The 25,477-nt window shown below is 52.0% G+C and carries 23 protein-coding genes; 13 read left to right on the top strand and 10 right to left on the bottom strand.

Going from position 1 to position 25,477, the window contains the following annotated elements:
• Positions 1-29: 29 nt before the first annotated feature.
• The 5 genes from DW47_RS0102340 to dapA form a co-directional block, all read right to left on the bottom strand.
• The gene (locus DW47_RS0102340) at positions 30-2,045 is read right to left on the bottom strand and encodes a tRNA(Met) cytidine acetyltransferase TmcA (protein WP_029684727.1); all 2,016 of its coding nucleotides are present in this window, start codon (positions 2,043-2,045) and stop codon (positions 30-32) included.
• Positions 2,042-2,923, bottom strand: coding sequence for a KPN_02809 family neutral zinc metallopeptidase (ypfJ, locus tag DW47_RS0102335; RefSeq protein ID WP_029684726.1), 882 nt, complete (start codon positions 2,921-2,923; stop codon positions 2,042-2,044). Before ypfJ ends, DW47_RS0102340 begins: the two co-directional genes overlap by 4 nt.
• Positions 2,924-3,089: 166 nt before the next feature.
• Positions 3,090-3,803, bottom strand: coding sequence for a phosphoribosylaminoimidazolesuccinocarboxamide synthase (purC, locus tag DW47_RS0102330; protein ID WP_029684725.1), 714 nt, complete (start codon positions 3,801-3,803; stop codon positions 3,090-3,092).
• A 141-nt stretch (positions 3,804-3,944) separates the two neighbouring features.
• Entirely contained in the window at positions 3,945-4,973 is a 1,029-nt protein-coding gene (gene bamC / locus DW47_RS0102325; protein WP_029684724.1) for an outer membrane protein assembly factor BamC, read from the bottom strand.
• 14 nt (positions 4,974-4,987) lie between these two features.
• Entirely contained in the window at positions 4,988-5,866 is an 879-nt protein-coding gene (gene dapA, locus DW47_RS0102320; RefSeq protein ID WP_029684722.1) for a 4-hydroxy-tetrahydrodipicolinate synthase, read from the bottom strand.
• Positions 5,867-6,008: 142 nt separating this feature from the next.
• Between dapA and DW47_RS0102315 the strand changes: the two genes are divergently transcribed.
• The 4 genes from DW47_RS0102315 to arsC all read left to right on the top strand — a co-directional run bounded on the left by DW47_RS0102315 (position 6,009) and on the right by arsC (position 9,199).
• Positions 6,009-6,584: a glycine cleavage system transcriptional repressor gene (locus DW47_RS0102315; RefSeq protein ID WP_029684721.1), complete on the top strand. Its 576-nt coding sequence runs from the start codon at positions 6,009-6,011 to the stop codon at positions 6,582-6,584.
• A 147-nt stretch (positions 6,585-6,731) separates the two neighbouring features.
• Positions 6,732-7,196 carry a thioredoxin-dependent thiol peroxidase gene (gene bcp, locus DW47_RS0102310; RefSeq protein ID WP_029684720.1) on the top strand — a complete coding sequence of 155 codons (465 nt, stop codon included), beginning with the start codon at positions 6,732-6,734 and terminating at the stop codon, positions 7,194-7,196.
• A 164-nt stretch (positions 7,197-7,360) separates the two neighbouring features.
• Positions 7,361-8,836: a beta-barrel assembly-enhancing protease gene (gene bepA / locus DW47_RS0102305; RefSeq protein WP_029684719.1), complete on the top strand. Its 1,476-nt coding sequence runs from the start codon at positions 7,361-7,363 to the stop codon at positions 8,834-8,836.
• Between the two features lie 6 nt (positions 8,837-8,842).
• Entirely contained in the window at positions 8,843-9,199 is a 357-nt protein-coding gene (gene arsC / locus DW47_RS0102300) for an arsenate reductase (glutaredoxin) (RefSeq protein WP_029684718.1), read from the top strand.
• Here the strand turns inward: arsC and hda are convergent.
• The 3 genes from hda to upp all read right to left on the bottom strand — a co-directional run bounded on the left by hda (position 9,196) and on the right by upp (position 12,135).
• Positions 9,196-9,897, bottom strand: a complete 702-nt coding sequence (gene hda / locus DW47_RS0102295; RefSeq protein ID WP_241430678.1) for a DnaA inactivator Hda — start codon at positions 9,895-9,897, stop codon at positions 9,196-9,198. The two genes, arsC and hda, sit on opposite strands and share 4 nt — an antisense overlap.
• A 102-nt stretch (positions 9,898-9,999) precedes the next feature.
• Positions 10,000-11,271, bottom strand: coding sequence for a uracil permease (gene uraA / locus DW47_RS0102290; RefSeq protein ID WP_029684715.1), 1,272 nt, complete (start codon positions 11,269-11,271; stop codon positions 10,000-10,002).
• A 237-nt stretch (positions 11,272-11,508) separates the two neighbouring features.
• Positions 11,509-12,135 carry a uracil phosphoribosyltransferase gene (gene upp / locus DW47_RS0102285; RefSeq protein ID WP_029684714.1) on the bottom strand — a complete coding sequence of 209 codons (627 nt, stop codon included), beginning with the start codon at positions 12,133-12,135 and terminating at the stop codon, positions 11,509-11,511.
• Positions 12,136-12,376: 241 nt separating this feature from the next.
• Here upp and purM point away from each other — a divergent pair, with 241 nt between their 5' ends.
• From purM to mgtE, 6 genes are all read left to right on the top strand, one after another.
• Complete coding sequence (gene purM, locus DW47_RS0102280) at positions 12,377-13,417, top strand: phosphoribosylformylglycinamidine cyclo-ligase (protein WP_029684713.1); 1,041 nt, start codon at positions 12,377-12,379, stop codon at positions 13,415-13,417.
• On the top strand, positions 13,417-14,055 hold the full coding sequence (gene purN, locus DW47_RS0102275) for a phosphoribosylglycinamide formyltransferase (RefSeq protein ID WP_029684712.1): 639 nt from the start codon (positions 13,417-13,419) through the stop codon (positions 14,053-14,055). The genes purM and purN overlap by 1 nt, the downstream gene beginning before the upstream one ends.
• A 162-nt stretch (positions 14,056-14,217) precedes the next feature.
• A complete protein-coding gene (gene ppk1, locus DW47_RS0102270; RefSeq protein ID WP_029684711.1) occupies positions 14,218-16,278 on the top strand; it encodes a polyphosphate kinase 1 in 2,061 nt (686 codons plus the stop codon).
• Between the two features lie 6 nt (positions 16,279-16,284).
• The gene (gene ppx, locus DW47_RS0102265; RefSeq protein ID WP_029684710.1) at positions 16,285-17,811 is read left to right on the top strand and encodes an exopolyphosphatase; all 1,527 of its coding nucleotides are present in this window, start codon (positions 16,285-16,287) and stop codon (positions 17,809-17,811) included.
• Positions 17,812-17,822: 11 nt separating this feature from the next.
• Complete coding sequence (gene tehB / locus DW47_RS0102260; protein WP_029684709.1) at positions 17,823-18,446, top strand: tellurite resistance methyltransferase TehB; 624 nt, start codon at positions 17,823-17,825, stop codon at positions 18,444-18,446.
• A gap of 144 nt (positions 18,447-18,590) precedes the next feature.
• The gene (gene mgtE, locus DW47_RS0102255) at positions 18,591-20,021 is read left to right on the top strand and encodes a magnesium transporter (protein ID WP_029684708.1); all 1,431 of its coding nucleotides are present in this window, start codon (positions 18,591-18,593) and stop codon (positions 20,019-20,021) included.
• A gap of 59 nt (positions 20,022-20,080) precedes the next feature.
• Here mgtE and DW47_RS0102250 read toward each other — a convergent pair whose 3' ends face one another.
• Both DW47_RS0102250 and DW47_RS0102245 read right to left on the bottom strand, forming a co-directional pair.
• Positions 20,081-22,519, bottom strand: coding sequence for a glucose/quinate/shikimate family membrane-bound PQQ-dependent dehydrogenase (locus tag DW47_RS0102250; RefSeq protein ID WP_029684707.1), 2,439 nt, complete (start codon positions 22,517-22,519; stop codon positions 20,081-20,083).
• A gap of 413 nt (positions 22,520-22,932) precedes the next feature.
• Positions 22,933-23,973 (bottom strand): FUSC family protein, encoded by a 1,041-nt coding sequence (locus DW47_RS0102245; protein ID WP_051150804.1) that lies wholly within the window; start codon positions 23,971-23,973, stop codon positions 22,933-22,935.
• A 395-nt stretch (positions 23,974-24,368) separates the two neighbouring features.
• Between DW47_RS0102245 and ycgZ the strand changes: the two genes are divergently transcribed.
• From ycgZ to DW47_RS0102230, 3 genes are all read left to right on the top strand, one after another.
• Positions 24,369-24,605, top strand: a complete 237-nt coding sequence (gene ycgZ / locus DW47_RS0102240; RefSeq protein ID WP_029684705.1) for a regulatory protein YcgZ — start codon at positions 24,369-24,371, stop codon at positions 24,603-24,605.
• A 117-nt stretch (positions 24,606-24,722) separates the two neighbouring features.
• Positions 24,723-24,938, top strand: a complete 216-nt coding sequence (locus DW47_RS0102235) for a hypothetical protein (RefSeq protein ID WP_152473126.1) — start codon at positions 24,723-24,725, stop codon at positions 24,936-24,938.
• 99 nt (positions 24,939-25,037) lie between these two features.
• The gene (locus tag DW47_RS0102230) at positions 25,038-25,295 is read left to right on the top strand and encodes a biofilm/acid-resistance regulator YmgB/AriR (protein WP_051150802.1); all 258 of its coding nucleotides are present in this window, start codon (positions 25,038-25,040) and stop codon (positions 25,293-25,295) included.
• The last annotated feature ends 182 nt before the right edge of the window (positions 25,296-25,477 follow it).

Raw genomic sequence — 25,477 nt, 5'->3', positions numbered from 1 at the left:
GATGATGAGGTTCAGACTTTCTGAAAAAACTATTTTTGCCGCAACGCACTCAGTCTCTGCTGCCAATGACTGGTAACGGACGGCTGCTGGACAGTCAGGATCGCGGCGACTTCTTCACGCAATGCCCTTAGCCATGCTTTGCGCCCCCCGCACGCGGACACTAGTGCCTGTTCAGTAGGGTCATTTTCCTGGAGGGCGATCCCCTGCACCAGTCTGTGCTCAGTTCTACTCAGGATCTGTAAACGCAGCAGCGCCGGGAAAGCAACTTCAAACGGCCGACTGCCCCAGGCAAATCCAGCCAACTCCTGCCAATCTGCCTGATCAATGCCATCTGTTACGCTGGCATTGTCGACAGGCAAACAATCGCCCTCTTCGCCGTAAAACCAACGCATTCTCAGGCTGGCTGCATCCCGCCGCAGACGCTGCTCCGCCCTGTACAGCAGGCTAATTCCCTCCTCAGACAACGGCAGGATCGCCATGGCCGTATAACAGCCGCTGCTGGCTTCCCGTTGCGTCCCGAGCCTCACTAGACGGAATCCACAGTTCTGCCAAAATTGCCACAATTCACCGGTATAACCAAAGCTTACCGACACAAAATCGTGACCTGCGGCGCGGCTGATCGCCTCTTGCACCAATGCCCGACCAATGCCCCGGCGTCGGGCACTGCCCTGTACGGCGATGCGGCTGATGCGCACTGAGTTCAATTGGGCCGCCTCAGGAAACCCGGCATGGGCTGCCAGAGACTGCGCCACCAAACTGCCTTTTGGCCGCCGGTAGCCGGCCCACACCGCTTCACTGAGAGCGTTATCCAGTCCACCTTCGTTCAGCAACCATAGCGCTCCACTCGCCCCAGCGGGCCCCTGTGCTAACAGAAACTGCATACCGGGGGCATCCATCATCCGGCGTAAATCCAGAGGTGAGGTGCGATAATGTGCCGCCGTCAGCAGCCGATAGACGTCCTGCGCCTGCTGTGGACAGCGAGACCAACATTCAGCAGGCAGCGCAGCCAGGGTGTAGCTGCCGGCTTGCGGTAGCGGTAGGCGGTCATCAAACAAAAATAGCGCCGAAATAAAGGCTTCCAGTGGGTCCTGTGCCGACCAACGTAATGGCTCAGATAACGAGAAGTGGTAGACATCGGGTAAACCGGCGCAGAACTTCAGGAGAAAACCACGACCTGTGCCTTCATAACCCTGAACCGTGGTGCACAGCAACACCCGCCGGTATCCCTTAATCATCTTCTGTAATAATGGCGCGGGGATCGCAGCAGCCTCATCGATGATCAGCCACCGGTCGCCGGGATCATCCTGCACTGCCACCAAGGCATCGGGGGCAAAAAACGCCGCGTCATTGCCGGCAAAACGCTGTAACACCTCCACCGACAGCCGCGCCGGTGCAGAAAGGTGTGCGCCGGGATAACGTTTGGCCAACATCCCCGCCAGCGCCGATTTTCCGCGGCCACGGGGAGCCGTGACCACGGCGATACCCGCCGCCATACGGCTGAGTGTTTCCAGTAATGCCTGCTGTTGTTCAGGCCCCCGGCAGTGCCATGCTGGCATTGGGGGAAGCTCGGCGAAATGCGGCGGCTGATGTTGATACCAATAACTGACATGTCCATCTGCAGCCAATGTCTGTTGCAGATGCTGCATAAAGTTCGGCACCGGCAACGGATGGTCAGCTTCAGACCAGCGTAGGCTGTCCTGATCCTGCCACTCCGGCCACTGTTCACGGGGCGGCAGTAATAGCAGTAACCAGCTACCTGCCCGCAATGTACCCGCCAACGCCGCCAGGGCTTCAGCATGGAAGCCCTGTCTGGCATCAAAAATGGCGTGTAGAAACTCCTGCCCCAGCAGTCGCTTACTTGCCGTAGCCGCCGGGACCCGTTGAGGAAACTGTGGATCAGCACTTAAGGTCAGCCAGTCCCCGGGCAAGGAGGTAGAAAACTCACAGGCTGAATGGACCACCCAATCCGCCTCGCCACTGATGACACACAGACGGCGAATACCGGCACGCTGCATCACCGCAGTCTGTTCTGCCAACGAGATCATCCGGCGCTGAAGGTGTTACATTGTCCCGGCTGCCCGCTGTCGAAACCGCGTTTAAACCAGCTGTAACGCTGCTGTGAGGTGCCGTGGGTAAAGCTGTCTGGGACCACTCGACCTTGGCTCTGCTGTTGCAATTTATCATCGCCGATAGCCTGAGCCGCATTTAAGGCTTCCTGCAAATCACCGGTCTCCAGCACATTTTGTTGTTGCATATAGTGGCCCCATACCCCGGCGAAACAGTCTGCCTGAAGCTCCAGTTTCACCGACAGCTGGTTGGCTTGAGTCTGGCTGCTGTTTTGCATCTGCTGCCTCACTTTCTCTTCGATCCCCAGCAGTTTCTGAACATGATGCCCCACTTCATGGGCGATCACATAGCCATCAGCGAAATCACCGCCGGCACCGAGTTTATTTTTCAGCTCATCGTAGAAAGAAAGATCGATATAGACGGTCTGATCGGCCGGACAGTAGAACGGTCCCATCACTGACTGGCCGGTACCACAACCGGTACGGGTCTGACCCCGGTACATCACCAGTTTCGGGTTCACATACTGACGCCCCATGTTTTTGAAGATCTGTCCCCAGACATCTTCCGTCGAGGCTAGGATCACCGACGTGAACTTCGCCGCCTGATCATCCGCCGCGCTGTGCGCAGCAGGTTTAGTGGTGGTTGATGGGGGACTTACCTGGGTGCTTTGTGAACCACCGCCAAGCAGTGGGGTAAGGTCATAGCCGTAATACCCTGCCACCAGCACGACAATTAATACCACGATACCGCCTTTGCCCCGCGGCAGACGAATGCCACCTCCGCCGCTTCCCTGTGGGGATGATTGATCACGTCGGTCTTCAACATTGTCGCTTTCACGACGTCCTTGCCAGCGCATAAGCTACCTCTGTTATGTTTTTTTACATTCTGATGATTTTAGTGGTATCTGTGTCAGATGACCAGTCAACCCGCAGAGGGAAAAGCACAGCCCCTATTCCAGACAGCAAAACGCCGCGCTAACAGCAGAGTGCTAGCGCGGCGTCATCGGTGTTCAGCGGAGCAGATCAGTCCAGCGGAACCCCTAAACGCTGTGCCACTTCTTCATAAGCTTCAACCACACCGCCCAGACTCTGGCGGAAACGGTCTTTGTCCATTTTCGCCATGGTCGATTTGTCCCACAGCCGGGCACCATCTGGAGAGAACTCATCGCCCAGCACCACTTCCCCGTTGTACAGGCCAAATTCCAGTTTAAAGTCCACTAGGATCAAACCGGCATCATCAAACAATTGACTCAGTACTTGGTTAGCCTTCAGCGTCAGTTCACGCATCCGATCAAGGTGCGGCTTGCTGACCCAGCCAAAGGTTTCGCAGTAAGATTCGTTGATCATCGGATCATGATGCGCGTCGTCTTTCAGGAACAAGTCAAACAGTGGCGGGGTCAGGGCAATTCCCTCTTCCACGCCCAGGCGTTTCACCAGTGATCCCGCGGCACGGTTACGCACCACACATTCCACTGGAACCATGTCTAATTTTTTTACCAAGGCTTCGGTGTCAGACAGCAGGGCTTCCATCTGAGTCGGGATACCTGCCTGCTGCAGTTTCTGCATAATGAAATAGTTAAACTTGTTGTTTACCATTCCCTTACGGTCGAACTGCTCGATTTTGGCCCCGTCTCCGGCTGATGTATCATTGCGGAATTCCAGTATCAGTAAATCAGGGTTATCGGTACTGAAGACTGTTTTTGCTTTGCCGCGATACAACTCAGCTTGCTTTTGCATCTTGTTAACTCCAAACATGAAAGAACTTTCGCATGGTGCTGATTTTAGCTAAACCATCGCGCTACGCAATCGTTTACCTGCCAGCCCCTATTATGCCAAAGTTTTAAAAAAAAAGGCCGGAGAATCTCCGGCCATGACCACTTATTTGTTAAACGCGGCCTGTAACACCGACACCAGCGCATCATTTTGCGACTGAGTCAGGACATGGCCCCGTGGGTCGATAAACTGCAGGCTGCTGCGGTTATCCAGATCGCCTAACTGTAACTTGTACTTACCGTTATCCAAGCCAGGATCTTTGGCGCCCAGGGCATCCCAATCGCTGCTGCTCAGTGCTTTATAGCTAACATTCAGGCTGCCTTCTGAACGATCTTTATCAGACACGGTCATCCCGGCACGTTTCAGAGCGGCCGGTAAACGATCCCAGGTCGCCGCAAATGGCGCACGTACGATGATATCTGGCAAGCCAGTATCATCAGCACCACTTTGCACGTCGATACTACCCGAAACATTATTCGCATTATTTAGGCGTTCAGCCTGTACACGGCTCATTTCAGCAGAAATGTCGTTGAGCAGTTGAGCGGTATAGCGCTGGATCTCAGACTGACCGGTCACCGCAACCCCTTTCTGTTCTAGGGTCAGCGGGTGCACTCTCACCACCGTCTGGTAGCTCTGCTGCTGCACGGCGACCTGATAACGACCACGGTACTGTTGATCTTCGTCCGGACGATTCCAGTTGATCCAGTCGGTCGAAAGTTGCTGTTCCGCGTCATTACGTTCAGCAATAGTCACTTTCTTATCTTGCAGGCTAGTAATCACCTGTGACCAGATATCCGACGGAGTTCCTTGGATAACCAGTACCGCGTCAGTGCCGGAAAACTGAGTCCGCGAACCATTCAGCAAGGCCAGTGGCTGTGCCGGCGGACGAATATCTAGCATCTTACCGGTAGCGCCTTGGCTGCTCGCCTGCGGCACCTGATACTGACCACTTTCCAGCGGTAAAATCATTCCGGAAGGTACGTTCAAGTCATTAAGACCCGCAGCGTTCAGATAGTCTTCGTTGCCATTGATTTCTCGCTTGTAGTGCTGATCATGAGAACAAGCAGACAATAATAGTACCACTGACAAACCGGCCGCTTTCGCCACTGCCGATTTTTTAACTGAATAAGCCATTAAAACTCCCTAAATTATCGCAGGCCAGCTTCACGCAATGCTGCCTCGATCACTGGCTCTGCCTTTGCAGTCAGCGGTATCATCGGCAGGCGTAAAGTGTCTTTGGCGATCAATCCCAGCTGCTTGGCTGCCCACTTCACCGGGACAGGATTGGGTTCACAAAATAACGTGTGATGTAATGCCATCAGACGCTGGTTAAGGCGACGGGCCTCGGTAAACTGCCCTTCTGCAGCCAGTTTACAGACATCAGCCATTTCGCGGGCCGCGATATTCGCAGTCACGGAAATCACTCCCGAACCACCCAGTTGCATAAAGTCTAAGGCGCTGGCGTCATCGCCGCTCAGCAGAATAAACTTGTCATCAACCAGCTCTTGGATCTGACTCACACGGGATAAGTTCCCTGTTGCCTCTTTAATACCGATAATATTTTTGATCTCGGCCAGACGTGCAACGGTCTCGGGCAGCATATCGCACCCGGTACGGGACGGCACATTATACAGCATTTGCGGCAGATCAGTGCTTTCGGCAATAGCTTTAAAATGCTGGAACATCCCTTCCTGAGTCGGACGGTTATAATAAGGCACTACCGTCAGACAGCCGATGACACCGCTGTCTTCAAACTGGCGGGTCAGAGAGATACCTTCTGCGGTGGCATTCGTGCCAGTACCGGCGATCACTGGAATACGGCCATCGGCCAGTTCCAGGGTGGCCTTCACGACCGCGACATGTTCTTCGTGGCTGAGGGTGGCGGACTCGCCGGTGGTGCCGACAGAAACGATCGCGGAGGTTCCGCTATCAACATGATAATCAATAAGTTTTTTTAGGCTTTCACGACAAAGATGGCCTTTTTCATCCATCGGCGTAATCAGCGCTACAATACTTCCGGTAAACATTCGCGATCCCCTTAACCAACAATTACTTCATGGTACGGTTTACCTGACGTGAAAAGCAAGCAAGCCAGACGCTTCATGTGCTTGTCAGCAGTTTTTTTTATGTTTACCTTTAGGTTATTAGAAAAAAACAGGAAACAGGACATTGGCGCAATCACCGCAACATCATCTGGTCATCACTGCGCTGGGCACGGATCGGCCTGGCATCGTCAACACTATTACCCGCCATGTCAGCCGCTGCGGGTGTAATATTGATGACAGTCGCCTCGCTCTGTTAGGGAATGAGTTTACTTTTATTATGCTACTGTCCGGCAGTTGGAATGCGATTGGGCTAATCGAATCCACCCTACCGATTAAAGGGGCGGAGCTGGAACTGCTGATCATTATGAAACGTACCGACGTGGAAGCCCACCCGCCCCGTCCAGAGACTACCCGTATTGAGGTCAAGGTCGCAGACTCACCCAGCATTATCGAACGCTTTACCAATTTGATGGATACTCATGGGATGAATATCGCCGAGTTGGTATCTCGTACCCAGCCGGGCCGTCCCGAAGCCGCCGCTACCCTGTATATTCAGATGACCGCCCACAGTACCGATCAGAGCCAGCGGCCGGAGTTCGAGCAGGCTTTTCAACTCCTCTGTACAGAACTGCATGCACAGGGCAGTATACGCCAGTTCAGTATTCTCGATGGGGATATTTCGGCCGCTACAGTGCCTTAAGCCACCCGATAAGACGTCAAAGGTCACCTGCGTTTTTACCGACTTTGCGCTATAACATTAACTAGCCCGCCTCGCAGAAAACAGCGTGACAGGCAGATTACAGACCCACGGGCAGCGAACGCCCTGAATCAGATTCGGAGAGTTGTTATGAATCCATTGAAAGCCGGTGATAAAGCCCCTCAGTTCAGCTTACCCGATCAGGACGGTGAAGAGGTGAGCCTGACCGACTTCCAGGGGGAAAAAGTGCTGGTGTACTTCTACCCTAAAGCGATGACCCCAGGCTGTACTGTGCAGGCCTGCGGATTACGGGACAATATGGCAGCCTTGAATAAAGCCGGTGTCCAGGTGCTGGGTATCAGCACCGATAAACCTGAAAAACTGTCACGCTTTGCTGAAAAAGAGTTACTGAACTTCACCTTACTGTCCGATGAAGACCACAAAGTATGTGAAGCATTTGGCATCTGGGGCGAGAAGAAGTTTATGGGCAAAACCTATGACGGTATCCATCGCACCAGTTTCCTGATTGACACGGACGGTACCGTTGAAAAGGTGTTTGATGAATTCAAAACCTCAAACCATCACGACATCGTACTGAGCTACCTGCAGGGCTAATACGGCCTACGACCGCCGAATTGGCCGGCGGTCTGATTTTCCAAACGCCCGCTTCTCTCACCCAACACTCTGCTATACACTGCCCTTAGCCCCTTGCTTGCGGGATCAGATCCCGTGCTATTGCCAGCGGATCTGCCGCGGGTACTGATAAACAGGGATGAACCATGACACTGACCGTTAAACAATTCGTTGCTGCACTGCTGGTTGCCAGTACCTGTAGCCTGTCTGTGGCCCCGGCCTTTGCCGACGTAACGGATACGCTGCCAGATATCGGCACCACCGCTGGCGCGACCTTGTCCGTAAACGAAGAGCTACAGATGGGCGATTTTTACGTCCGCGAGCTGCGGGCCAGTGCCCCACTGATCAACGATCCTATTCTCGACCAATACATAAATACCCTCGGGCAGCGGCTGGTCTCCCATGCTTGGTCGGTGAAAACGCCTTTCCATTTTTACCTGATCCAGAACGATGAACTGAACGCTTTTGCCTTTTTCGGTGGCAATGTCGTGCTTCACTCTGCGTTGTTCCGTTATACCGATAACGAAAGCGAATTGGCGTCGGTCATGGCCCACGAAATTTCTCACGTCACCCAGCGTCACCTGGCTCGGGCGATGGAGGAACAGAAACGCAACGCGCCCCTTACCTGGGTCGGCGCCCTCGGGTCTATTTTGTTGGCCATGGCGAACCCTCAGGCTGGTATGGCGGCACTGACCGGCACTCTGGCGGGGAGTCAACAAGGGGTCATTAGTTTTACTCGCCAAAACGAGCAAGAAGCTGACCGGATTGGTATTCAAGTACTGCAACGCGCCGGTTTCGACCCCGAGGCAATGCCGGACTTTATGCAGAAGCTGGCAGATATGTCACGTTATGATTCCAAGCCGCCAGAAATGCTGCTGACCCATCCCTTACCGGACAGCCGCTTGGCCGATGCCCGTAACCGTGCCAATCAGATGCCACGTACGGTAGTGCACTCCTCGCAGGACTTCTATTTTGCCAAAGTGCGTATTCTCGGCATGTATGGTACGACACAAAGCCCCGCTAACGGGATGCTGGATGATGTGCTGGAGCAGTACGCAAAGGGGAATGTCCGCCAGCAGTTAGCGGCCCGCTATGGTAAAGCCGTCCAGTTTCTTGAGGCTAAAAAATTCAGCAATGCGCGCGCCATTATTCAGCCACTGTTGGCACAGCAGCCGAATAACCCATGGTTCCTCGACATAATGACGGACATTGACATTGGGCTAAAGCAGCCTCAAGCGGCGGTCCGCATGTTGAATGCTGTCGGCGCAGCCACCTCGAAAAGCCCAGTGCTGCTGCTTAACTTGGCCAATGCCAGCCTGCAAGCCGGTGATAATGCCGCCACTCGCACCCTACTTAATCGCTACACATGGGATTATCCCGATGACCCTAACGGTTGGGATTTACTGGCACAGGCTGATGCCGCGCTAGGACTGAATGATGAAGTGTTATTTGCTCAGGCACAGGGGTTAGCTTTAGACGGCAAATTATCCCAGGCGATCCGTGCCCTGAGCAGCGCGAGCGCGCAGGTGCCCTTTGGCAGTCTCAAGCAAGCACGTTATGATGCCCGTATCGACCAGCTGCGTCAGTTGCAGCAACGTTTCCGTCAGTATCAGAAAGGGTGATAATCAATGACTGTTCATATTTACCATAACCCACGCTGCTCCAAGAGTCGCGAGACTCTGCAACTCCTACACCAACAGGGTATCGAGCCTGAGGTGATCCTCTATCTGGAAACGCCACCGGATAGCACCACCCTGCAGAGCCTGTTAGACAAGGCCGGATTCAGCGATGCCCGACAGATGATGCGCACCAAGGACGAGCTGTATAAAAGTCTTGGTCTGGGAGACAGCAGTCTCAGTCAACCACAGCTGATTGCGGCGATGGCGGAGCATCCAAAACTGATTGAGCGGCCGATTGTGGTCAATGGCGAACGAGCCCGATTAGGGCGTCCGCCAGAACAAGTCCTGGAGATCCTCGGTGACTAAAGTCCGAGCGTCTCTTTGACGAAAGGTATAGTGAGTTTGCGCTGGGCGGTGATCGACGCATGGTCCAGCCTATCAAGGGTTTCAAACAGCGTGCGCATTTCCCGGTCTAGACGTTTCAACAGAAAACGTCCGACATCTTCCGGCAATTCAAATCCCCGTAGCCCAGCACGTAACTGTAGGGCTTGTAATTTCTCATCGTCGGACAGCGGCTGTAGGCGATAGATTTGTCCCCAGTCCAACCGCGAAGCTAGATCAGCCAATTTGAGATTAAGCTGACGCGGAGGTCGGTCACCGGTGATCAGTAACCGAGTTTTACCGGTCTCCAAGATGCGGTTATAGAGATCAAAGATAGCCATCTCCCAAGCTTCATCACCGGCAATACATTCAATATTATCGATACACACTAATGCCAAGTGTTCCATGCCTTCCAACACTTCTGGCACAAACCAGGTACGCTTATCCAGAGGAACATAGCCTACGGCTTGGTCACGGGACGAAATTTCTGCGCAGGCGGCATGTAATAGGTGGCTACGTCCCCCGCCCTCACGGGACCAGAAATAGAGGTAACCACCATGTTGCTGGGTTAAAGCTGCTTTTAGGGCTGCGAGCAGCGACGAATTAGCCCCGGGCCAGAAACTGGCAAAGGTTTCATCGTCAGGAAGGTAAAGAGGCAATGATAATTGCGCCGGCGTGTTCAGGTGTACCTCAGCATACATGGCAAAAAACGTGTCCAGTCTACCACAACTTTTCGGCGAAGATGAATCGGGCAGCCCGTGGTTACCCGATTCAGAATAAATCCCTTACGCCTGAGGGTCCTGCTGCGATTGTTCAGGACGCAACACCGAAATCAGGTGGAAAATAAGGCTCAGCAGTATCCCGACAATGGTTGCCAGCGCCATGCCCTTTAATTCCACCGCGCCAATCTGAATGCGTGTGCCACTGACACCGACAATCAGAATAATAGCAGTCAGCATCAGATTTTTCGGGTTCGCGTAGTCCACTTTGGCATCGGTGAGTACTCGGATCCCAGATGCGGCAATCACACCGTAGAGTAACAGTGATACTCCGCCCATCACCGGCACCGGAATAGCCTGAATTAAGGCGGCCAATTTACCGATGCAGGACAGCAGAATGGCGATCACCGCCGCGCCGCCAATCACCCAGGTACTGTAAACACGAGTAATCGCCATCACACCGATATTTTCACCATAAGTGGTGTTGGGGGTCGAGCCGAAGAAACCAGAAATCACTGTCGACAGCCCATTAGCGAACATTGAGCGGTGTAAACCAGGATCTTTCAGCAGATCGCGTTTGACGATATTGGCGGTCACCACCAGGTGACCGACGTGTTCGGCAATCACCACCAGCGCTGCCGGTAAAATCGTCAGCATGGCTGTCCACTCAAAACGTGGCCTATAGAAGGTCGGCAGCGCAAACCAGTGCGCCTTTTCCACCAGTGTCCAGTCCACCATCCCCAAGCAAGAGGCCAGCAGATAACCAACCACGACGCCGATCAGGATCGGGATAATCGCCAGAAAGCCACGGAACAGGATTGAGCCAAACACCGTAACGCCCAACGTCACCAGCGAGACCAGTACCGTTTTCCCGTCTACAGCACTGCCCGCTGCCGGCAGTAATCCGGCCATGCCTGCGGCAACACTGGCCAATTCCAAACCAATGATGGCGATAATGGCCCCCATGGCCGCCGGTGGAAACATAATATCCAACCAACGGGTACCGGCTTTTTTGACAATCAGTGCCACCACACAGAACAGCACCCCACAGAGAATAAAGCCCCCTAGGGCTAACTCGTAACCTTGGGGAAGCAATAACAGCACCGGAGAAATAAAGGCAAAACTCGAGCCGAGATAAGCAGGGATTTTCCCCTTACAGATAAACAGATAGATTAAAGTACCGATGCCGTTGAACAACAATACCGTCGCAGGGTTGATATGGAACAGGATCGGCACCAACACCGTGGCACCAAACATGGCAAAGAGGTGTTGTAGGCTAAGTGGCAGCGTTTGCAACAGCGGTGGCCGTTCATTCACTTCTATGGTGCGTCGTATCATCAGAAATCCCCGTCATTATTATTTTTGCCAGGCATAAAAAAACCGACGGCTGTCGGTTTCAAAAAAGCAGTGCCGGCCGGAATAGACCGGCGAAAAAAAACGGTGCCCGCACCGTTTTTTCTGTGATGGCAGGCTCTGTCCCCGTATCGAACGGCGCACAGCAACACGCCCCAGGCTCTCTGGCCTGCTGGTGGGCTGTGAAGGCGCTGCGCGCGTGGGGGACAGATCCCGCATCGGTTATTTGGTGCCGAAAATCTTATCGCCGGCATCACCCAGTCCAGGGATAATATAACCGTGCGCGTTAAGCCCCTGATCGATGGATGCCGTATACAGCTCCACATCTGGATGGGCTTTTTCCAGCGCCGCAATCCCTTCCGGAGCCGCAACCAGCACCAGCACTTTAATGGCGTCACAGCCGGACTGTTTCAGCAGGTCGATAGTGGCAATCATTGAGCCACCGGTAGCCAGCATCGGGTCAACCACCAGCGCCATACGCTCTTCGATATTCGAGGCCAATTTCTGAAAGTAGGGTACTGGCTCCAGGGTTTTCTCATCCCGGTATACCCCAACCACGCTGATACGAGCACTAGGAATATGCTCCAGCACCCCATCCATCATGCCCAGTCCGGCACGTAGGATCGGCACAACAGTAATTTTTTTACCTTTGATCTGGTCAATCTCAACCGGACCATTCCAGCCTTCGACGGTGACCGTTTCGGTCTCCAGATCAGCGGTCGCTTCATAGGTCAGTAAGCTGCCGACTTCAGAGGCCAGCTCACGGAACCGTTTTGTACTGATATCATGTTCACGCATCAGCCCCAGTTTGTGTCTCACCAGCGGGTGTTTGACTTCCACGATCTTCATTATTCTTCTCCCGGAACAGGTTGAGCTAAAAAAAATCGACGGATTATAGCGTTTTTTCAGGCTATCGGGTACTACTCTGCGTCAAACCTACTGTAGTGCTGAGGATTTGCACTGAAAAAAACCACCCGCTGCCAGCAGGGTGCAGTGAGGTGCACAACAGACTCGCAAACGTTTGCCTGCACTGTTAGAATAGCCGCGCTCTATTTAAACCACCAACCGCAATTCGCGTGGGGATCCTGCAGTGACCGACAAAACCACTCTCAGTTATAAAGACGCCGGTGTTGATATCGATGCTGGTAATGCTCTGGTTGACCGTATTAAAGGGGTTGTTAAAAAAACCCGCCGCCCTGAAGTCATGGGTGGACTTGGCGGTTTTGGTGCCCTGTGTGCCTTACCACAAAAATATCGCGAACCTGTGCTGGTATCAGGTACCGATGGCGTAGGCACTAAATTGCGTCTGGCAATGGACTTGAAGCGCCATGACCATATCGGTGTCGACCTGGTCGCGATGTGTGTCAACGACCTAGTAGTTCAGGGTGCCGAGCCACTGTTCTTCCTCGATTACTACGCCACCGGCAAGCTAGATGTGGACACTGCCGCTGCGGTGATCACCGGTATTGCTGAAGGTTGTTCGCAGTCTGGATGTGCCTTGGTCGGCGGCGAGACCGCTGAAATGCCGGGGATGTATCATGGTGAAGACTACGATGTGGCCGGTTTCTGTGTCGGAGTGGTTGAGAAATCAGAAATCATCGATGGCAGTAAAGTCAGTGCCGGTGATGTGCTGCTGGCACTGGGCTCTAGCGGTCCGCATTCCAACGGTTACTCGCTGGTGCGTAAGATCTTAGAAGTGAGTCAGACCGATCCGGCCACCAAACAGCTGGACGGCAAGCCACTGGCCGATCACCTGCTGGCGCCAACCCGTATCTACGTGAAAAATATCCTCAGCCTGATTGAGCAGGTCGATGTGCATGCGATTGCTCACCTGACTGGCGGCGGTTTCTGGGAAAATATCCCGCGTGTCCTGCCGGAAAATACCCGTGCGGTGATCGATGGGTCCAGCTGGCAGTGGCCATCGGTGTTCAGCTGGTTACAGCAGGCCGGTAACGTCAGCCAGCATGAAATGTACCGTACCTTTAACTGTGGAGTCGGCATGGTAATTGCCCTCAGCCCGCAGGATGCCGATAAGGCCCTAGCCTTCCTGCAGGAAGCCGGTGAGCAGGTATGGAAAATCGGTGTGATTGAAGCCGCCGGTTCAGATGACGAGCAGGTCGTTATTCAGTGATGAAAAAGCTGGTGATCTTGGTCTCCGGCACCGGCAGTAACCTGCAGGCGGTCAGTAACGCCTGCAGGTCAGGTCAGATAAAGGCAGAGATTTCTGCGGTGTTCAGTAACAAGGCGACTGCGGGTGGCCTTGATTTTGCACGCCAAGCAGGGATCCCTGCCTTTTCTCTTTCTGCCGCCGAACTGCCGGACCGCCAACAGTTTGACCGACAACTGATGGCGGATATTGACCGCTTTGAACCTGACTTGCTGGTGCTGGCCGGTTATATGCGTATTCTCGGCGCAGAATTTGTTAACCACTATGCTGGGCGATTAATCAATATCCACCCTTCCCTACTGCCCGCCTATCCCGGACTCCATACTCATCGCCAAGTTTTGGACAACGGCGATACGTTGCACGGTTCGTCGGTGCACTTTGTCACCGAACAATTGGACGGCGGCCCGGTCATTGCCCAATCGCAGATTGCCGTACTCCCTGGTGATACGGTCGCCGACTTGGAAGCACGCATCAAAACCGCTGAACACCGGCTCTATCCGCAGGTGATCCAGTGGCTTGTTGAAGGCAGGTTGGCCTTAATCGCCGGTCAGGCTTGGCTGGACGGTCAGCCGTTACCCCCGCAAGGTGCCGCACATTTCTGATCAATAGGCTGCCTACGGGTCGCCTATTTCACGGTAAGTGTCGCCGCCTCCTCCCTTATATTGATGATCCACTGTGCCATTATTGGACATTGCCGCCCTGTTCTCGCCATAATGTCGGCGGATACTGGAGCCAGAATTCTGTCACAGCAATACGGAGTCGGGATGGGTCAGGAAAAACTGTATATAGAAAAAGAATTAAGCTGGTTGTCGTTCAATGAACGGGTGCTGCAAGAAGCGGCCGATAAACTCAATCCGCTGATTGAACGCATGCGTTTCCTGGGGATCTACTCCAGCAACCTCGACGAATTCTATAAGGTCCGTTTTGCTGACCTCAAGCGCCGTATCCTTATCGGTGAAGAACAGAACTCGGTGACGGTTCCCCGTCACCTGCTAAAAAAAATTCAGCAACGGGTGGTCAAGGCGGACCAAGAGTTCGATCTACTGTATAACGAACTGTTACTGGAGATGGCCCGTAACCAGATCTTCCTGATCAATGAGCGCCAGCTTTCCGCCAACCAGCAAATTTGGTTGCGTAACTACTTCCGCCAGCACCTGCGCCAGCATGTCACGCCGATCTTAATCAACAAAGACACCGATCTGACCCAGTTCCTAAAAGACGATTACACCTATCTGGCGGTTGAGCTGATCCGCGGCGGACAAAAGCGGTATGCGTTATTGGAAATCCCTTCCGACAAGGTGCCGCGCTTTATTAATCTACCGGCAGAGCCACCGCGCCGCCGCAAGCCAATGATCCTGCTGGATAACATCCTGCGCTATTGCCTGAATGAAATCTTTAAAGGCTTTTTCGATTACGATGAGCTGAATGCCTATTCTATGAAAATGACCCGTGATGCCGAATATGATTTGGTCACGGAAATGGAATCTAGTTTATTGGAACTGATGTCCTCCAGCCTAAAACAGCGCCTCACCGCTGAACCGGTACGCTTTGTTTACCAGCGCGATATGCCAGTGGAAATGGTAGAGCTGTTGTGTGAAAAGCTGTCTGTCTCCAACCAGGATTCTATTCTGGCGGGCGGTCGCTATCACAACTTTAAAGATTTCATTCAATTCCCGAATGTCGGCCAGCGTAATCTGGAAAATAAACCGTTGCCGCCGATCCGCCATCTCGGCTTTGATGGTTACCGTAACGGTTTTGATGCGGTCAGGGCGCGGGATATTTTGCTGTATTATCCCTATCACACCTTTGAGCATGTACTAGAGTTTCTCCGTCAGGCCTCGTTTGACCCCGCGGTACTGACCATCAAAATCAATATTTATCGTGTGGCCAAAAACTCGCGGATTATGGACGCGATGATCCACGCAGCCCATAATGGTAAAAAAGTCACCGTGGTGGTGGAGCTACAGGCTCGTTTCGATGAAGCCGCCAATATCTACTGGGCGAAACGGCTGACCGAAGCGGGCGTCCATGTCATTTTCTCAGCCCCTGGCCTGAAAATTCACGCCAAACTATTTTTGATCTATCGCCGCGAAGACAATGAAGTGGTACGGTATGCCCATATCGGCACCGGCAACTTTAACGAAAAAACCGCCCGTCTTTATACCGACTACTCACTGTTGACCGCAGATCCACGTATTACCAACGAAGTCCGGCGGGTATTTAACTTTATCGAAAATCCTTACCGACCGGTTTCTTTCGACTATCTGATGGTCTCACCTCAAAACTCGCGGAGAATGCTTTACCAGTTGGTTGACCAAGAGATTGCTAACGCCCAGCAAGGAAAACCATCCGGTATTACCCTTAAAATAAATAATCTGGTGGACAAAGGACTCATTGATCGCCTGTATGCGGCCTCAGGGGCGGGCGTCAAAGTGAATTTGCTGGTACGGGGCATGTGTTCGCTGATCCCTGACCTGCCAGGGATCAGTACCAATATTCGGGTGATCAGTATCCTTGACCGTTATCTGGAGCATGATCGTGTCTATATCTTCGAAAATGGTGGCGACAAAAAGGTCTATCTCTCCTCCGCTGACTGGATGACCCGTAACATTGACTACCGTATCGAAGTGGCAGTGATCATCCTTGATCCCCATATTAAGCAACGTATTCTCGATATTATCGCCATCCTATTTAGCGATACGGTAAAAGCGCGGATCATTGATAAAGAGCTGAGTAATCGTTATGTGCCACGGGGAAATCGCCGCAAAGTACGTGCCCAGCAGGCCATTTATGACTACATCAAAAACCTAGAACAACCTGAATAATTTCCTATGCCAAAAATGACTAAACCAGCCGTTAAACCTCAGGAATTTGCAGCTATTGACCTCGGATCTAACAGCTTTCATATGGTGATCGCCCGGGTTGTAGATGGGGCATTACAGGTGCTCAGCCGTTTGAAACAACGTGTCCATCTGGCGGATGCCATTGGCGCCGATAACCGCCTCAGTGAAGAAGGTATTCGTCGCGGACTGGCCTGCCTGTCGCTGTTTGCCGAGCGCCTACAGGGCTTTGATGCGGCCAGTGTTTCTATTGTCGGCACCCATACCTTGCGGGTGGTGAGTAATGCTGAAGAGTTCTTACAGCGCGCGGCAGAAGTGATCCCCTACCCAATTGAAATTATCGCCGGTAACGAAGAAGCACGACTGATCTTTATGGGCGTGGAACACACTCAGCCAGAAAAAGGCCGTAAACTGGTGATCGATATTGGCGGCGGCTCAACGGAGTTGGTGATTGGCGAAGACTTTGAACCACAGCTAGTGGAAAGCCGTCGTATGGGCTGTGTCAGCTTCGGCCAACTCTATTTTCCCGGCGGAGAAATCTCTGCGGCCAATTTTAAGCGCGCTCGCTTGGCCGCCGCGCAGAAACTGGAAAGCCTGTCATGGCAGTTCCGTCTGCATGGTTGGAAATATGCCCTCGGGGCCTCGGGCACCATCAAAGCGGCCTGTGAAGTACTGAGTGCGCTGGGTGATAAAGAGAAATGTATTACCCCTGAGGGGCTGGACCGTTTATACGATGAAGTGATGCGTGTCGACAATTTCGACGATTTAGACCTACCGGGCCTGTCCGAGGATCGTAAAAGTGTCTTCGTACCGGGTCTCGCTATCCTGCGCGGCGTCTTTGATGCGCTGGGGATCCGTGAGTTACTGTTCTCCGATGGTGCGCTGCGTGAAGGGGTGCTCTATGAAATGGAAGGCCGCTTCCGCCATCAGGATATCCGTACCCGAACCGCTCAGAGCTTAGCCAATCACTATGCTATCGACAGTGAGCAGGCCGCGCGGGTGCTGGAAATTGTCAAACACCTGCATCAGCAATGGGCGGAGCAGAACCCAAAACTGGCCAATCCACAATTAACCGCCCTATTACAATGGGCAGCGATGCTCCATGAAGTCGGCTTATCCATCAACCATAGCGGTATGCAGCGCCACTCCTCTTATATTCTACAGCACTCGAATATGCCGGGGTTTAGCCAGTCTCAGCAACTGCTGCTGGCCACCCTAGTACGCTATCACCGTAAAGGGGTCAAGCCGGATGAGTTTCCACGCTTCTTATCCTTTAAGAAGAAACAGTTTTTACCACTGATCTTTATCCTACGGCTGGCGGCACTGTTAAGTAATCAGCGTCAGGCGACCACCCGCCCTGAATCACTGACATTGTCGACCGATGACGGTCATTGGACGCTGATTTTCCCACACGGCTATTTTAGCCAGAATGCGTTAGTGCATCTGGATCTGGAGCGAGAACAGAGTTACTGGCAAGATGTCACCGGATGGCAACTGATCCTGCGTGAGCAGCAATAGAGGTGCGAAATATGGACGAGCAATCCTTACCGGCCAGTCTTGCCGATGACTATTTTGCCGACAAGTATCAACTGACCCTACCGCATTCAGAGCTGCGGTCAGCCATGCGCCATCTCCCCCCCGGCGGCGCAGCCCTGGATATCGGCTGTGGCAAAGGACGCAACAGCCTGTACCTTAATAGTCACGGTTTTGAGGTGACCGCTTGGGATAATAACCCAGCGAGCCTGGCACAGTTGCAGCAGATCATTGAGCAGGAACAGCTGCAGGGTATCAACCTGCAGCAGATTGATCTCAATCAGCACCGCTTTAATGGCCGCTATCAGTTGGTGATATCGACGGTGGTGATGATGTTTCTACAACCACACACCATCCCGCAATTGATTGCCGATATGCAGGCAGCCACCGCCAAAGAAGGCTTTAACCTGATCGTTGCGGCCATGGATACCGCAGACGCCCCCTGCCCACTGGACTTTCCGTTTACCTTTAAATCGGGTGAGCTGAGCCACTATTACCGTAACTGGCATATTCTCAGGTATAACCAGCACTTTGGTGAACTGCATAAACGCGATGCCAATGGTCAACGGATAAAAATGCGTTTTGCCACCTTGCTGGCACAGAAAAACTCGATTAAATAGCCAGACGTTCACGTCCGCAGGGATAATATTCCTACTGGCGGTGGTTAATTGACGCCGGTGGTAGACACAACCACCGAAATATCTCCGCTCCCTGCGTCACTGTCTACACTCAATAACTGTGTTACCCAAAACAGAGGATGTTTTATGTCAGGACCTCACTCCGAAAAGTTACAGCAAAGACGCCACCAGATCATCACTACCCTGCTGAACAACTCTGCACTGATTAATGCTTTGCTTAAACGCTCATCCGACGATGAGTCACTGAAGGACCCGCGCCTGAATGCCGAATGCCAGACCCTATTTTCGGCTGCGTCGTCGCTGCACGCCGCGGATATGGCCGATATTCTCGAATCCCTTCCAGAAGATGCTCGATTGGCCCTTTGGCATCTGGTGCCGGTCGATCGTCGCGGCCGTATTCTGGTGGAGGCTTCTGAGAATGTCTGGGAAAGCCTGACCGAGCGGATGAGCGATAAAGACTTGCTGCGCGCCATTCAGCCACTGGATATTGATGATCAGGCATGGCTGGCGCGCTTTCTGTCGCGAGACCTCACCGGCAGGCTGCTGACCTCACTGCGACCGAAACAGCGAGCAGACCTGCTTAATATCATCAAAAATGATGTTGATGGCGTCGCCAGGGTGATGGACTTTAATTTTATCACCCTCCATAAAGATACTCGTCTAGCGGTAGTACAGCGCTTTTTGCGCCGCAGAGGCTCTGTCCCTGACGGGACCGATAAACTGTTTATCATCGATAATGACAATACCCTGCTGGGTGAGCTGCTGCTGACCGATATTCTGCTGAATAATCCGCAGCGTCTGGTCAGCGAGGTCATGAACCCGTCACCGGTCACTTTCCATCTGGAAGACAAAGCCGAAGATGCGGCCAGCGCCTTTGAACGTTATAACCTGATTTCAGCCGCCGTCACCGATGAACAGCAGAGACTGATCGGTCGTATCGCCGTTGAAGACATTATCGATATGGTCAACCAAGAGAACGAAAATAATATCCGTAAAATGGGTGGCGTCAGTCAGGAAGAGGATGTGTTTGCACCAGTTACCAAAGCAGTACGTAACCGTTGTGGTTGGCTGGCACTCAATCTCTGTACCGCTTTTGTCGCCTCACGGGTGATTGGATTATTTGAAAATACCATTGCACACCTGGTTGCACTGGCAACACTGATGCCGATTGTGGCGGGTATCGGCGGTAATACCGGTAATCAAACCATCACCATGATTGTCCGTGCTCTGGCATTACGCCAAGTCGAACCTAGTAACTTTTCATTTCTGTTTCTGCGTGAATTAGGCGTCGCACTGATCAATGGTGTGTTATGGGGCGGTATTATGGGAGGCATTACTTGGTTGATGTACCACGATGTCGCCCTCGGCGGTGTCATGATGCTGGCGATGGTACTTAACTTGATCCTAGCTGCCTTTATGGGGGTAATGATCCCGCTAATTATGACCAAGTTAAAACGTGACCCAGCGGTGGGCTCCAGTGTGCTGATCACCGCCATGACCGATACCGGCGGCTTCTTTATCTTCCTCGGACTGGCGACCTTGTTCCTATTACACTGATCGCGAGGATAAAAAAGCCCCCGTACGGTAAAGTACGGGGGCTTTTTATTGGCGGCTACTTACTTACCGTCAAGGGAGTAAGCAATCACATAGTCACCGCGATCCGGAGACTGACGACCACCGCCGGCAGAAATCAGGACATATTGCTTGCCTGTTTTCGGCGAGACGTAGCTCATTGGTCCACCCTGACTGCCCACTGGCAGACGTGCTTTCCATACTTCTTTACCGGTTGAGCTGTCATAGGCGCGCAGGTAGTAATCCTGGGTGCCGGCAATAAACACCAGCCCCCCCTGAGTTGCCAGAGTACCGCCCAGTGTCGGCATACCGATAGGCATTTTCATTCCCATCTTAATACCGAATGGACCTGTATCCTGTACCGTACCCACCGGTACCTGCCAAACGATTTTTTGAGTGTTCATATCGATAGCACTCAGGGTGCCGAATGGCGGTGCCTGACACGGAATACCCAGCGGTGACATAAAGCGGTTTTTATTCACTGAATACGGCGCACCTTTCATCGGTACCGCACCCATCCCCGTATTCACCGCTTCACCACCAGTATTCACACCGGTTTTGGCGTTCGGATCAGCGGGGATCAGCTGCTGCCATAGACCCAGACGCATATCGTTGACAAAGATATAGTGGTTTACGGGGTCCGTTGAAATGCTGCCCCAGTTCATCCCTCCCAGCGAACCTGGGAAGCTCAGTGATTTATCAGTACCCGGTGCCGTGTACAGCCCCTGATAACGCATTGATTTAAAGCTGATACGGCAGACTAACTGGTCAAACGGCGTCGCACCCCACATGTCAGACTCTTTCAGGGTCTGAGCACCGATTTGCGGCATACCGACGGAACGTGGCTGGGTATAGCTGTACTGCTCACCCGGAATACCGCCACCTTTCACCGCCACATTTTCCACTTTGGTCAGTGGTTGCCCGGTAAGGCGATCCAGCACGTAGATTTGTCCGGCTTTGGTGCCGACGACGACCGCGGGTTTTTCAGAGCCATCGCTGGTTTTGAAGTTAATCAGGCTCGGCTGCATCGGAACGTCGAAGTCCCACAGGTCGTTGTGCACCGTCTGATAGACCCACTTCTCTTTACCGGTAGTGGCATCGACCGCCAGGATTGACGCGCCATATTTGTGGTCCAGTGCGGTACGGTTAGCCCCCCAGATATCCACAGAAGAGCTGCCCATCGGCATAAACACGGTGTTCATGGAGGGATCATAGGACATCGGTGCCCAAGAGTTCGGGGTACTTCTGACATAATGCTGGCCCGGTTGCAGAGCGGCATTAGGATCTTTATTACCAGTATCGAAGGCCCAACGTAACTTACCGGTCATTACATCATAACCCCGGATCACCCCACCCGGCATATCGGTGCTGACGTTATCAGAGACACGTCCGCCGACCACCACAGTGGTTCCAGCCAGAGTTGGCGCAGAAGTCAGGACATACTGAGGATCAGGCGAATGCCCCATTCCTTCCAGCAGATTGACAGTACCGTTGTTACCGAAATCCTGACAGAGCTGACCGTTGTCAGCATTCAGTGCAATCAGACGGTCATCAATGGTATTCATCAGGATACGACGCGGGCAGCTGTTAGTCTCTACAGCGGCAACCGGTGCAGGAGCTGTGCTGCCTGGAACTGAAGGTTGTGGTAACGGCTGTGTCGCATCGAAATAAGCCAGACCACGGCAGCGCATCCACACTGAGGATTTCGCATTAATTTCAGCTTTCCACAGTTGTTTACCGGTATCGGCATCCACCGCAATCACGTTATTGTGCGGCGTACACAGGAATACCTTATCACCAACCTGTAACGGAGTTTGCTGATCTTCAGCACCGTTACCGTCTGGACTTAACGGGGTATCACCCGTATGGAAGGTCCAAGCCGGTTTCAATTCGGTGACATTATTACGGTTGATCTGGTCTAGGGCCACAAAACGGCTACCCCCCGGGGTATTACCGTAGTTGTCCCAATTTTTCTGCATCTGGTCTTTGGCAACCGGCACCAGCGACTTCTGCTGTCCGGAGAATTCAACCGGATCATGCGGGACAAACATCCCAGCAAATGCCGCGACAAAGCCAACGACGGACAGCAGCCCGAGCAGGTATGAACCTTTCCATAGGCTGGCACGGTTCTCATAACGGCGCAGTGACGGCAGCAGGAAGAAGGCCAGGATCGCCAGCCCTCCCGGGAACATCAGGCGGGAAATTAATGGCCAGAAACTGAGGCCAGCATCCGCTAAAGCCCAAATAACCGTGCCAACTGTGGTCATCAGGTAGAGCAACGCGCCGGAAGAACGCAGGCGCAGCAACTGAATACCACTGATCAGCATCAGTACACCGGAAATCAGGAAGTAAGCACTTCCCCCTAGGCTGAGTAACTTCACCCCGCCGATGATGAAAAACAGTGCTGTGGCGATCAATAGCACCGCTAGCAGCAAGCTGCCGGCTCTTAGCCACAATGGCTTATCTTTTGATAACAAGTTCATAGTGCAGTCCCTGATAAAATTTGCGCCCAGATTATACATTTTAAAAACATTTTTAATACATTTATAAAACCTAAAAACTGACATAAGTGACACACATACACTTAATTGTTCATATATTGGTCGATGGTAGCGATTACAAAGCCACTTTGTAGGGGTATTTCCGCAAATTGCCCTAGGATAGATGTTTCTAAATTGTAATTAAAAGGGTATTTAAAAACAGCAATACTGATATATCTGCCGCCTCCGCTACCGCTACCGCCAGAGTACAATCACGGTCTCGAAATGATGGGTGGGGTCAGCTTTGCCACAGGAACTTCTGCGTAAAGTAGCGTCTCCTTTTGGATACAAATAAAAACAGCCCCGACAGGGGCTGTAACAAGGGGCAAAGCGATACAACTGTTGATTAACCGACTTTACTGCTCCTCACCGGTGGCGATATCCCTACGGGTGATCACTCGCGTGATCACAAACGCCGCAATCGCCACCGCACCTCCGAGCAGAGTTGCTTCAATACGATGCAGCGCAATTCCTGTCTGCGGGCCAGTAAACGCCGAGATCATAAATACCACTGTCATAGTCATAAAAATGCTGTAGACCAAGTAGGATTTTTGGATCAGCGAGTAAGAGAGCGTGAATGAAATAAAGCCAAAAAAGATAAAGGCGCTGACGATAAACCATTGTACGGGATAATAATTCAGCATTAACGCCGCAAAAACCCCACCCAATAATGTGCCTATCACTCGACTACGAGCCCGTCCCAACGAGTCATGGTAGCTATTGCGTAAACAGAGTAACAGGGTCATCCCTGCCCAATAACCATTAGGTACATCCACCCCCCGCGCAATCAGTAATACGACCCCCATTCCCAATATTCCGGTGAACACAGACCACTGAACATGTAATTTTTTGCGGTACCCAGCAGTATTTTTCTGTAGAAACATCAGCCATAGCCGCGGGCTCATATCCTTAACTCTAAATTTGGTATGGTCATAGACCACTGCCAAAAATAACATCTGTAAAGCACTGCCAAGGCCAATCATGGCAGCACGCTCGGCATCATGGACCAAGGAGTCGGAAAAGTAGCCAGAGATCAGATACGCAATTGCCCATTGCTGTAACATCCACCACGCACTACTGTCGATATTCCCCATCATCACATACAAGCCGGTATAAAGGATGGCGCCAATGATATAGACAGGCACACTGTTACCGGCCAAGGTCCCAAGCCAGGCGGACAGCATCAATCCCAAGGTTGTGATAAACAGCATTACAAACGATGACCCGCCCCAGGTCTTATTAGCACCGAATGAGAGCGTCATGGCACCACCCGCTGCAATACTGGCGGCAGGAACATGGCCGCTGATTAGTCCGACCAGTGAAATAATTACCATCACTGGCAGGCAGAGTAACCCCAATCTCAGGTCATGTTTCACTTGCGAAGAGAGACTGTTCATCGTCGGAAATCCTTTAATAATTAGCTGCTAATATAGATAGTTAGCCTGCTATTCGACAAAAAAATTTACTTGCCAATAATGTTATTCGCTACCTTACATAAAACCAATAAAACCAAAAATTTTATTATAAATCATGTCTGTATATACACTTCCTGTAATGGAGACTCTGTAAGGATGAGAGGCATCTATAAATCGACCAATCGTAAAGTTAATCGATAAAAGTAAAGCTTTCGTTAATAAAAAAGCACATTTTGACAAAACATAAAGTTGTACAACTTTATATTGGTTGTACACATTGAGCAAGATTGTGCGAGGTTTGCATAGTTGTACAACCCGGCGATCAATTTCAAGGATTGCTGTTCATCAAAGCAAGTCAACATTACAGAGAGGTCAGCATGCGGCAGAACAGTATCAGTCAGGGAAGTGCAGCAGAAATTATCCATTATTTCAACGCCGAAGAGCTTTCCGGAGAAGAAACGTTCGGGGAGATCGTTTTGGAGATCTTGGCCAGCGGCAAAAACATCAACCGCAAAGCGATCTGTCAGGCACTGCTCAGCCGACTAAATCAAGCTACCAGCGTTGAACAGACACAGCACTATCAACACCTGATCAGCCTGGTACTAACGGATTAATCCGCCGAATGGGTCAATCCGGATAACCAGTAAATCTTCTGAACAGAGAGATTCAGTCAATCAGTCATGCGAAGCAAACAGGAAAAATTAACGGAAACTCTGCTCGGTGAGGCCATTATGAGCCTGCTCCAACAAAACGCCGCGCTTAACGGAGCCACATTAGCTCATCGTCTGCGAAAGATGATGGCCAGTGAAACACAGCCTGAACGCAAAAATGCACTGATTTTTGCCTTGGCGGAAGTTAATGCACACTTCTCATCCGCCAGGCGCTCGGCAAAAGCAGAACGGTCATCGTTTTCTGTTTTTCCGGTAACAGGATTTAAAAAACACTAAAACCGGCAATTTTTATAGGCTTCATCAAGAACAAATTTTAATTTCCTGGCTGAGTATTTCAGTCGCTCAAAACTTTCAAAACTACGAGTGGATAACAACGTGCAACAGACAACAACTCCGGAAGCAGACATCGTTCATTACTTTCACTCATCTACTGATGATCCTAGCGCCGAAACTGCCGTACTGAGCGCCATTGTGAACGATATTGTTCTCAGCGGTCGTAAAGCGACCAATAAAGCTATCATTCTGTACCTGATTGCCGAACTGGAAAACACGTCTGATCCGATGCAACTGGATATTCTGCGAAATGCGTTAGAAATGGTGGTTTCCAAAACCCCTGACGACCAACACATCTAATAGCCTCGCATAATGACCGCTTTCTTCTGTCTCTCTATGTGAAGAAAGTGGTCATTAATTTCCAGATACCCTGTCGTCACAGTTCACCCTAAGTTCCTATTACTACTGCTTATCCCTTTTCCCTGCCTGACTGAGGATTTTTTTAGCTGTTATCGTGCCATTGAGTCCCCCGTTGTCCTCAT

It is taken from the genome of Tatumella saanichensis (assembly GCF_000439375.1).
Taxonomy (GTDB): Bacteria; Pseudomonadota; Gammaproteobacteria; order Enterobacterales; family Enterobacteriaceae; genus Tatumella; species Tatumella saanichensis.
The sequence above is the reverse complement of the archived record's forward strand: the minus strand, read 5'-3'. Positions and strand labels throughout refer to the sequence as shown.

Coding starts and splice junctions, on each gene's coding strand:
- DW47_RS0102340 (WP_029684727.1), bottom strand. CDS start 2,045: ATGATCTCGTTGGCAGAACAGACTGCGGTGATGCAGCGTGCCGGTATT.
- ypfJ (WP_029684726.1), bottom strand. CDS start 2,923: ATGCGCTGGCAAGGACGTCGTGAAAGCGACAATGTTGAAGACCGACGT.
- purC (WP_029684725.1), bottom strand. CDS start 3,803: ATGCAAAAGCAAGCTGAGTTGTATCGCGGCAAAGCAAAAACAGTCTTC.
- bamC (WP_029684724.1), bottom strand. CDS start 4,973: ATGGCTTATTCAGTTAAAAAATCGGCAGTGGCGAAAGCGGCCGGTTTG.
- dapA (WP_029684722.1), bottom strand. CDS start 5,866: ATGTTTACCGGAAGTATTGTAGCGCTGATTACGCCGATGGATGAAAAA.
- bcp (WP_029684720.1), top strand. CDS start 6,732: ATGAATCCATTGAAAGCCGGTGATAAAGCCCCTCAGTTCAGCTTACCC.
- bepA (WP_029684719.1), top strand. CDS start 7,361: ATGACACTGACCGTTAAACAATTCGTTGCTGCACTGCTGGTTGCCAGT.
- arsC (WP_029684718.1), top strand. CDS start 8,843: ATGACTGTTCATATTTACCATAACCCACGCTGCTCCAAGAGTCGCGAG.
- uraA (WP_029684715.1), bottom strand. CDS start 11,271: ATGATACGACGCACCATAGAAGTGAATGAACGGCCACCGCTGTTGCAA.
- upp (WP_029684714.1), bottom strand. CDS start 12,135: ATGAAGATCGTGGAAGTCAAACACCCGCTGGTGAGACACAAACTGGGG.
- purN (WP_029684712.1), top strand. CDS start 13,417: ATGAAAAAGCTGGTGATCTTGGTCTCCGGCACCGGCAGTAACCTGCAG.
- ppk1 (WP_029684711.1), top strand. CDS start 14,218: ATGGGTCAGGAAAAACTGTATATAGAAAAAGAATTAAGCTGGTTGTCG.
- ppx (WP_029684710.1), top strand. CDS start 16,285: ATGCCAAAAATGACTAAACCAGCCGTTAAACCTCAGGAATTTGCAGCT.
- tehB (WP_029684709.1), top strand. CDS start 17,823: ATGGACGAGCAATCCTTACCGGCCAGTCTTGCCGATGACTATTTTGCC.
- mgtE (WP_029684708.1), top strand. CDS start 18,591: ATGTCAGGACCTCACTCCGAAAAGTTACAGCAAAGACGCCACCAGATC.
- DW47_RS0102250 (WP_029684707.1), bottom strand. CDS start 22,519: ATGAACTTGTTATCAAAAGATAAGCCATTGTGGCTAAGAGCCGGCAGC.
- DW47_RS0102245 (WP_051150804.1), bottom strand. CDS start 23,973: ATGAACAGTCTCTCTTCGCAAGTGAAACATGACCTGAGATTGGGGTTA.
- ycgZ (WP_029684705.1), top strand. CDS start 24,369: ATGCGGCAGAACAGTATCAGTCAGGGAAGTGCAGCAGAAATTATCCAT.
- DW47_RS0102235 (WP_152473126.1), top strand. CDS start 24,723: ATGAGCCTGCTCCAACAAAACGCCGCGCTTAACGGAGCCACATTAGCT.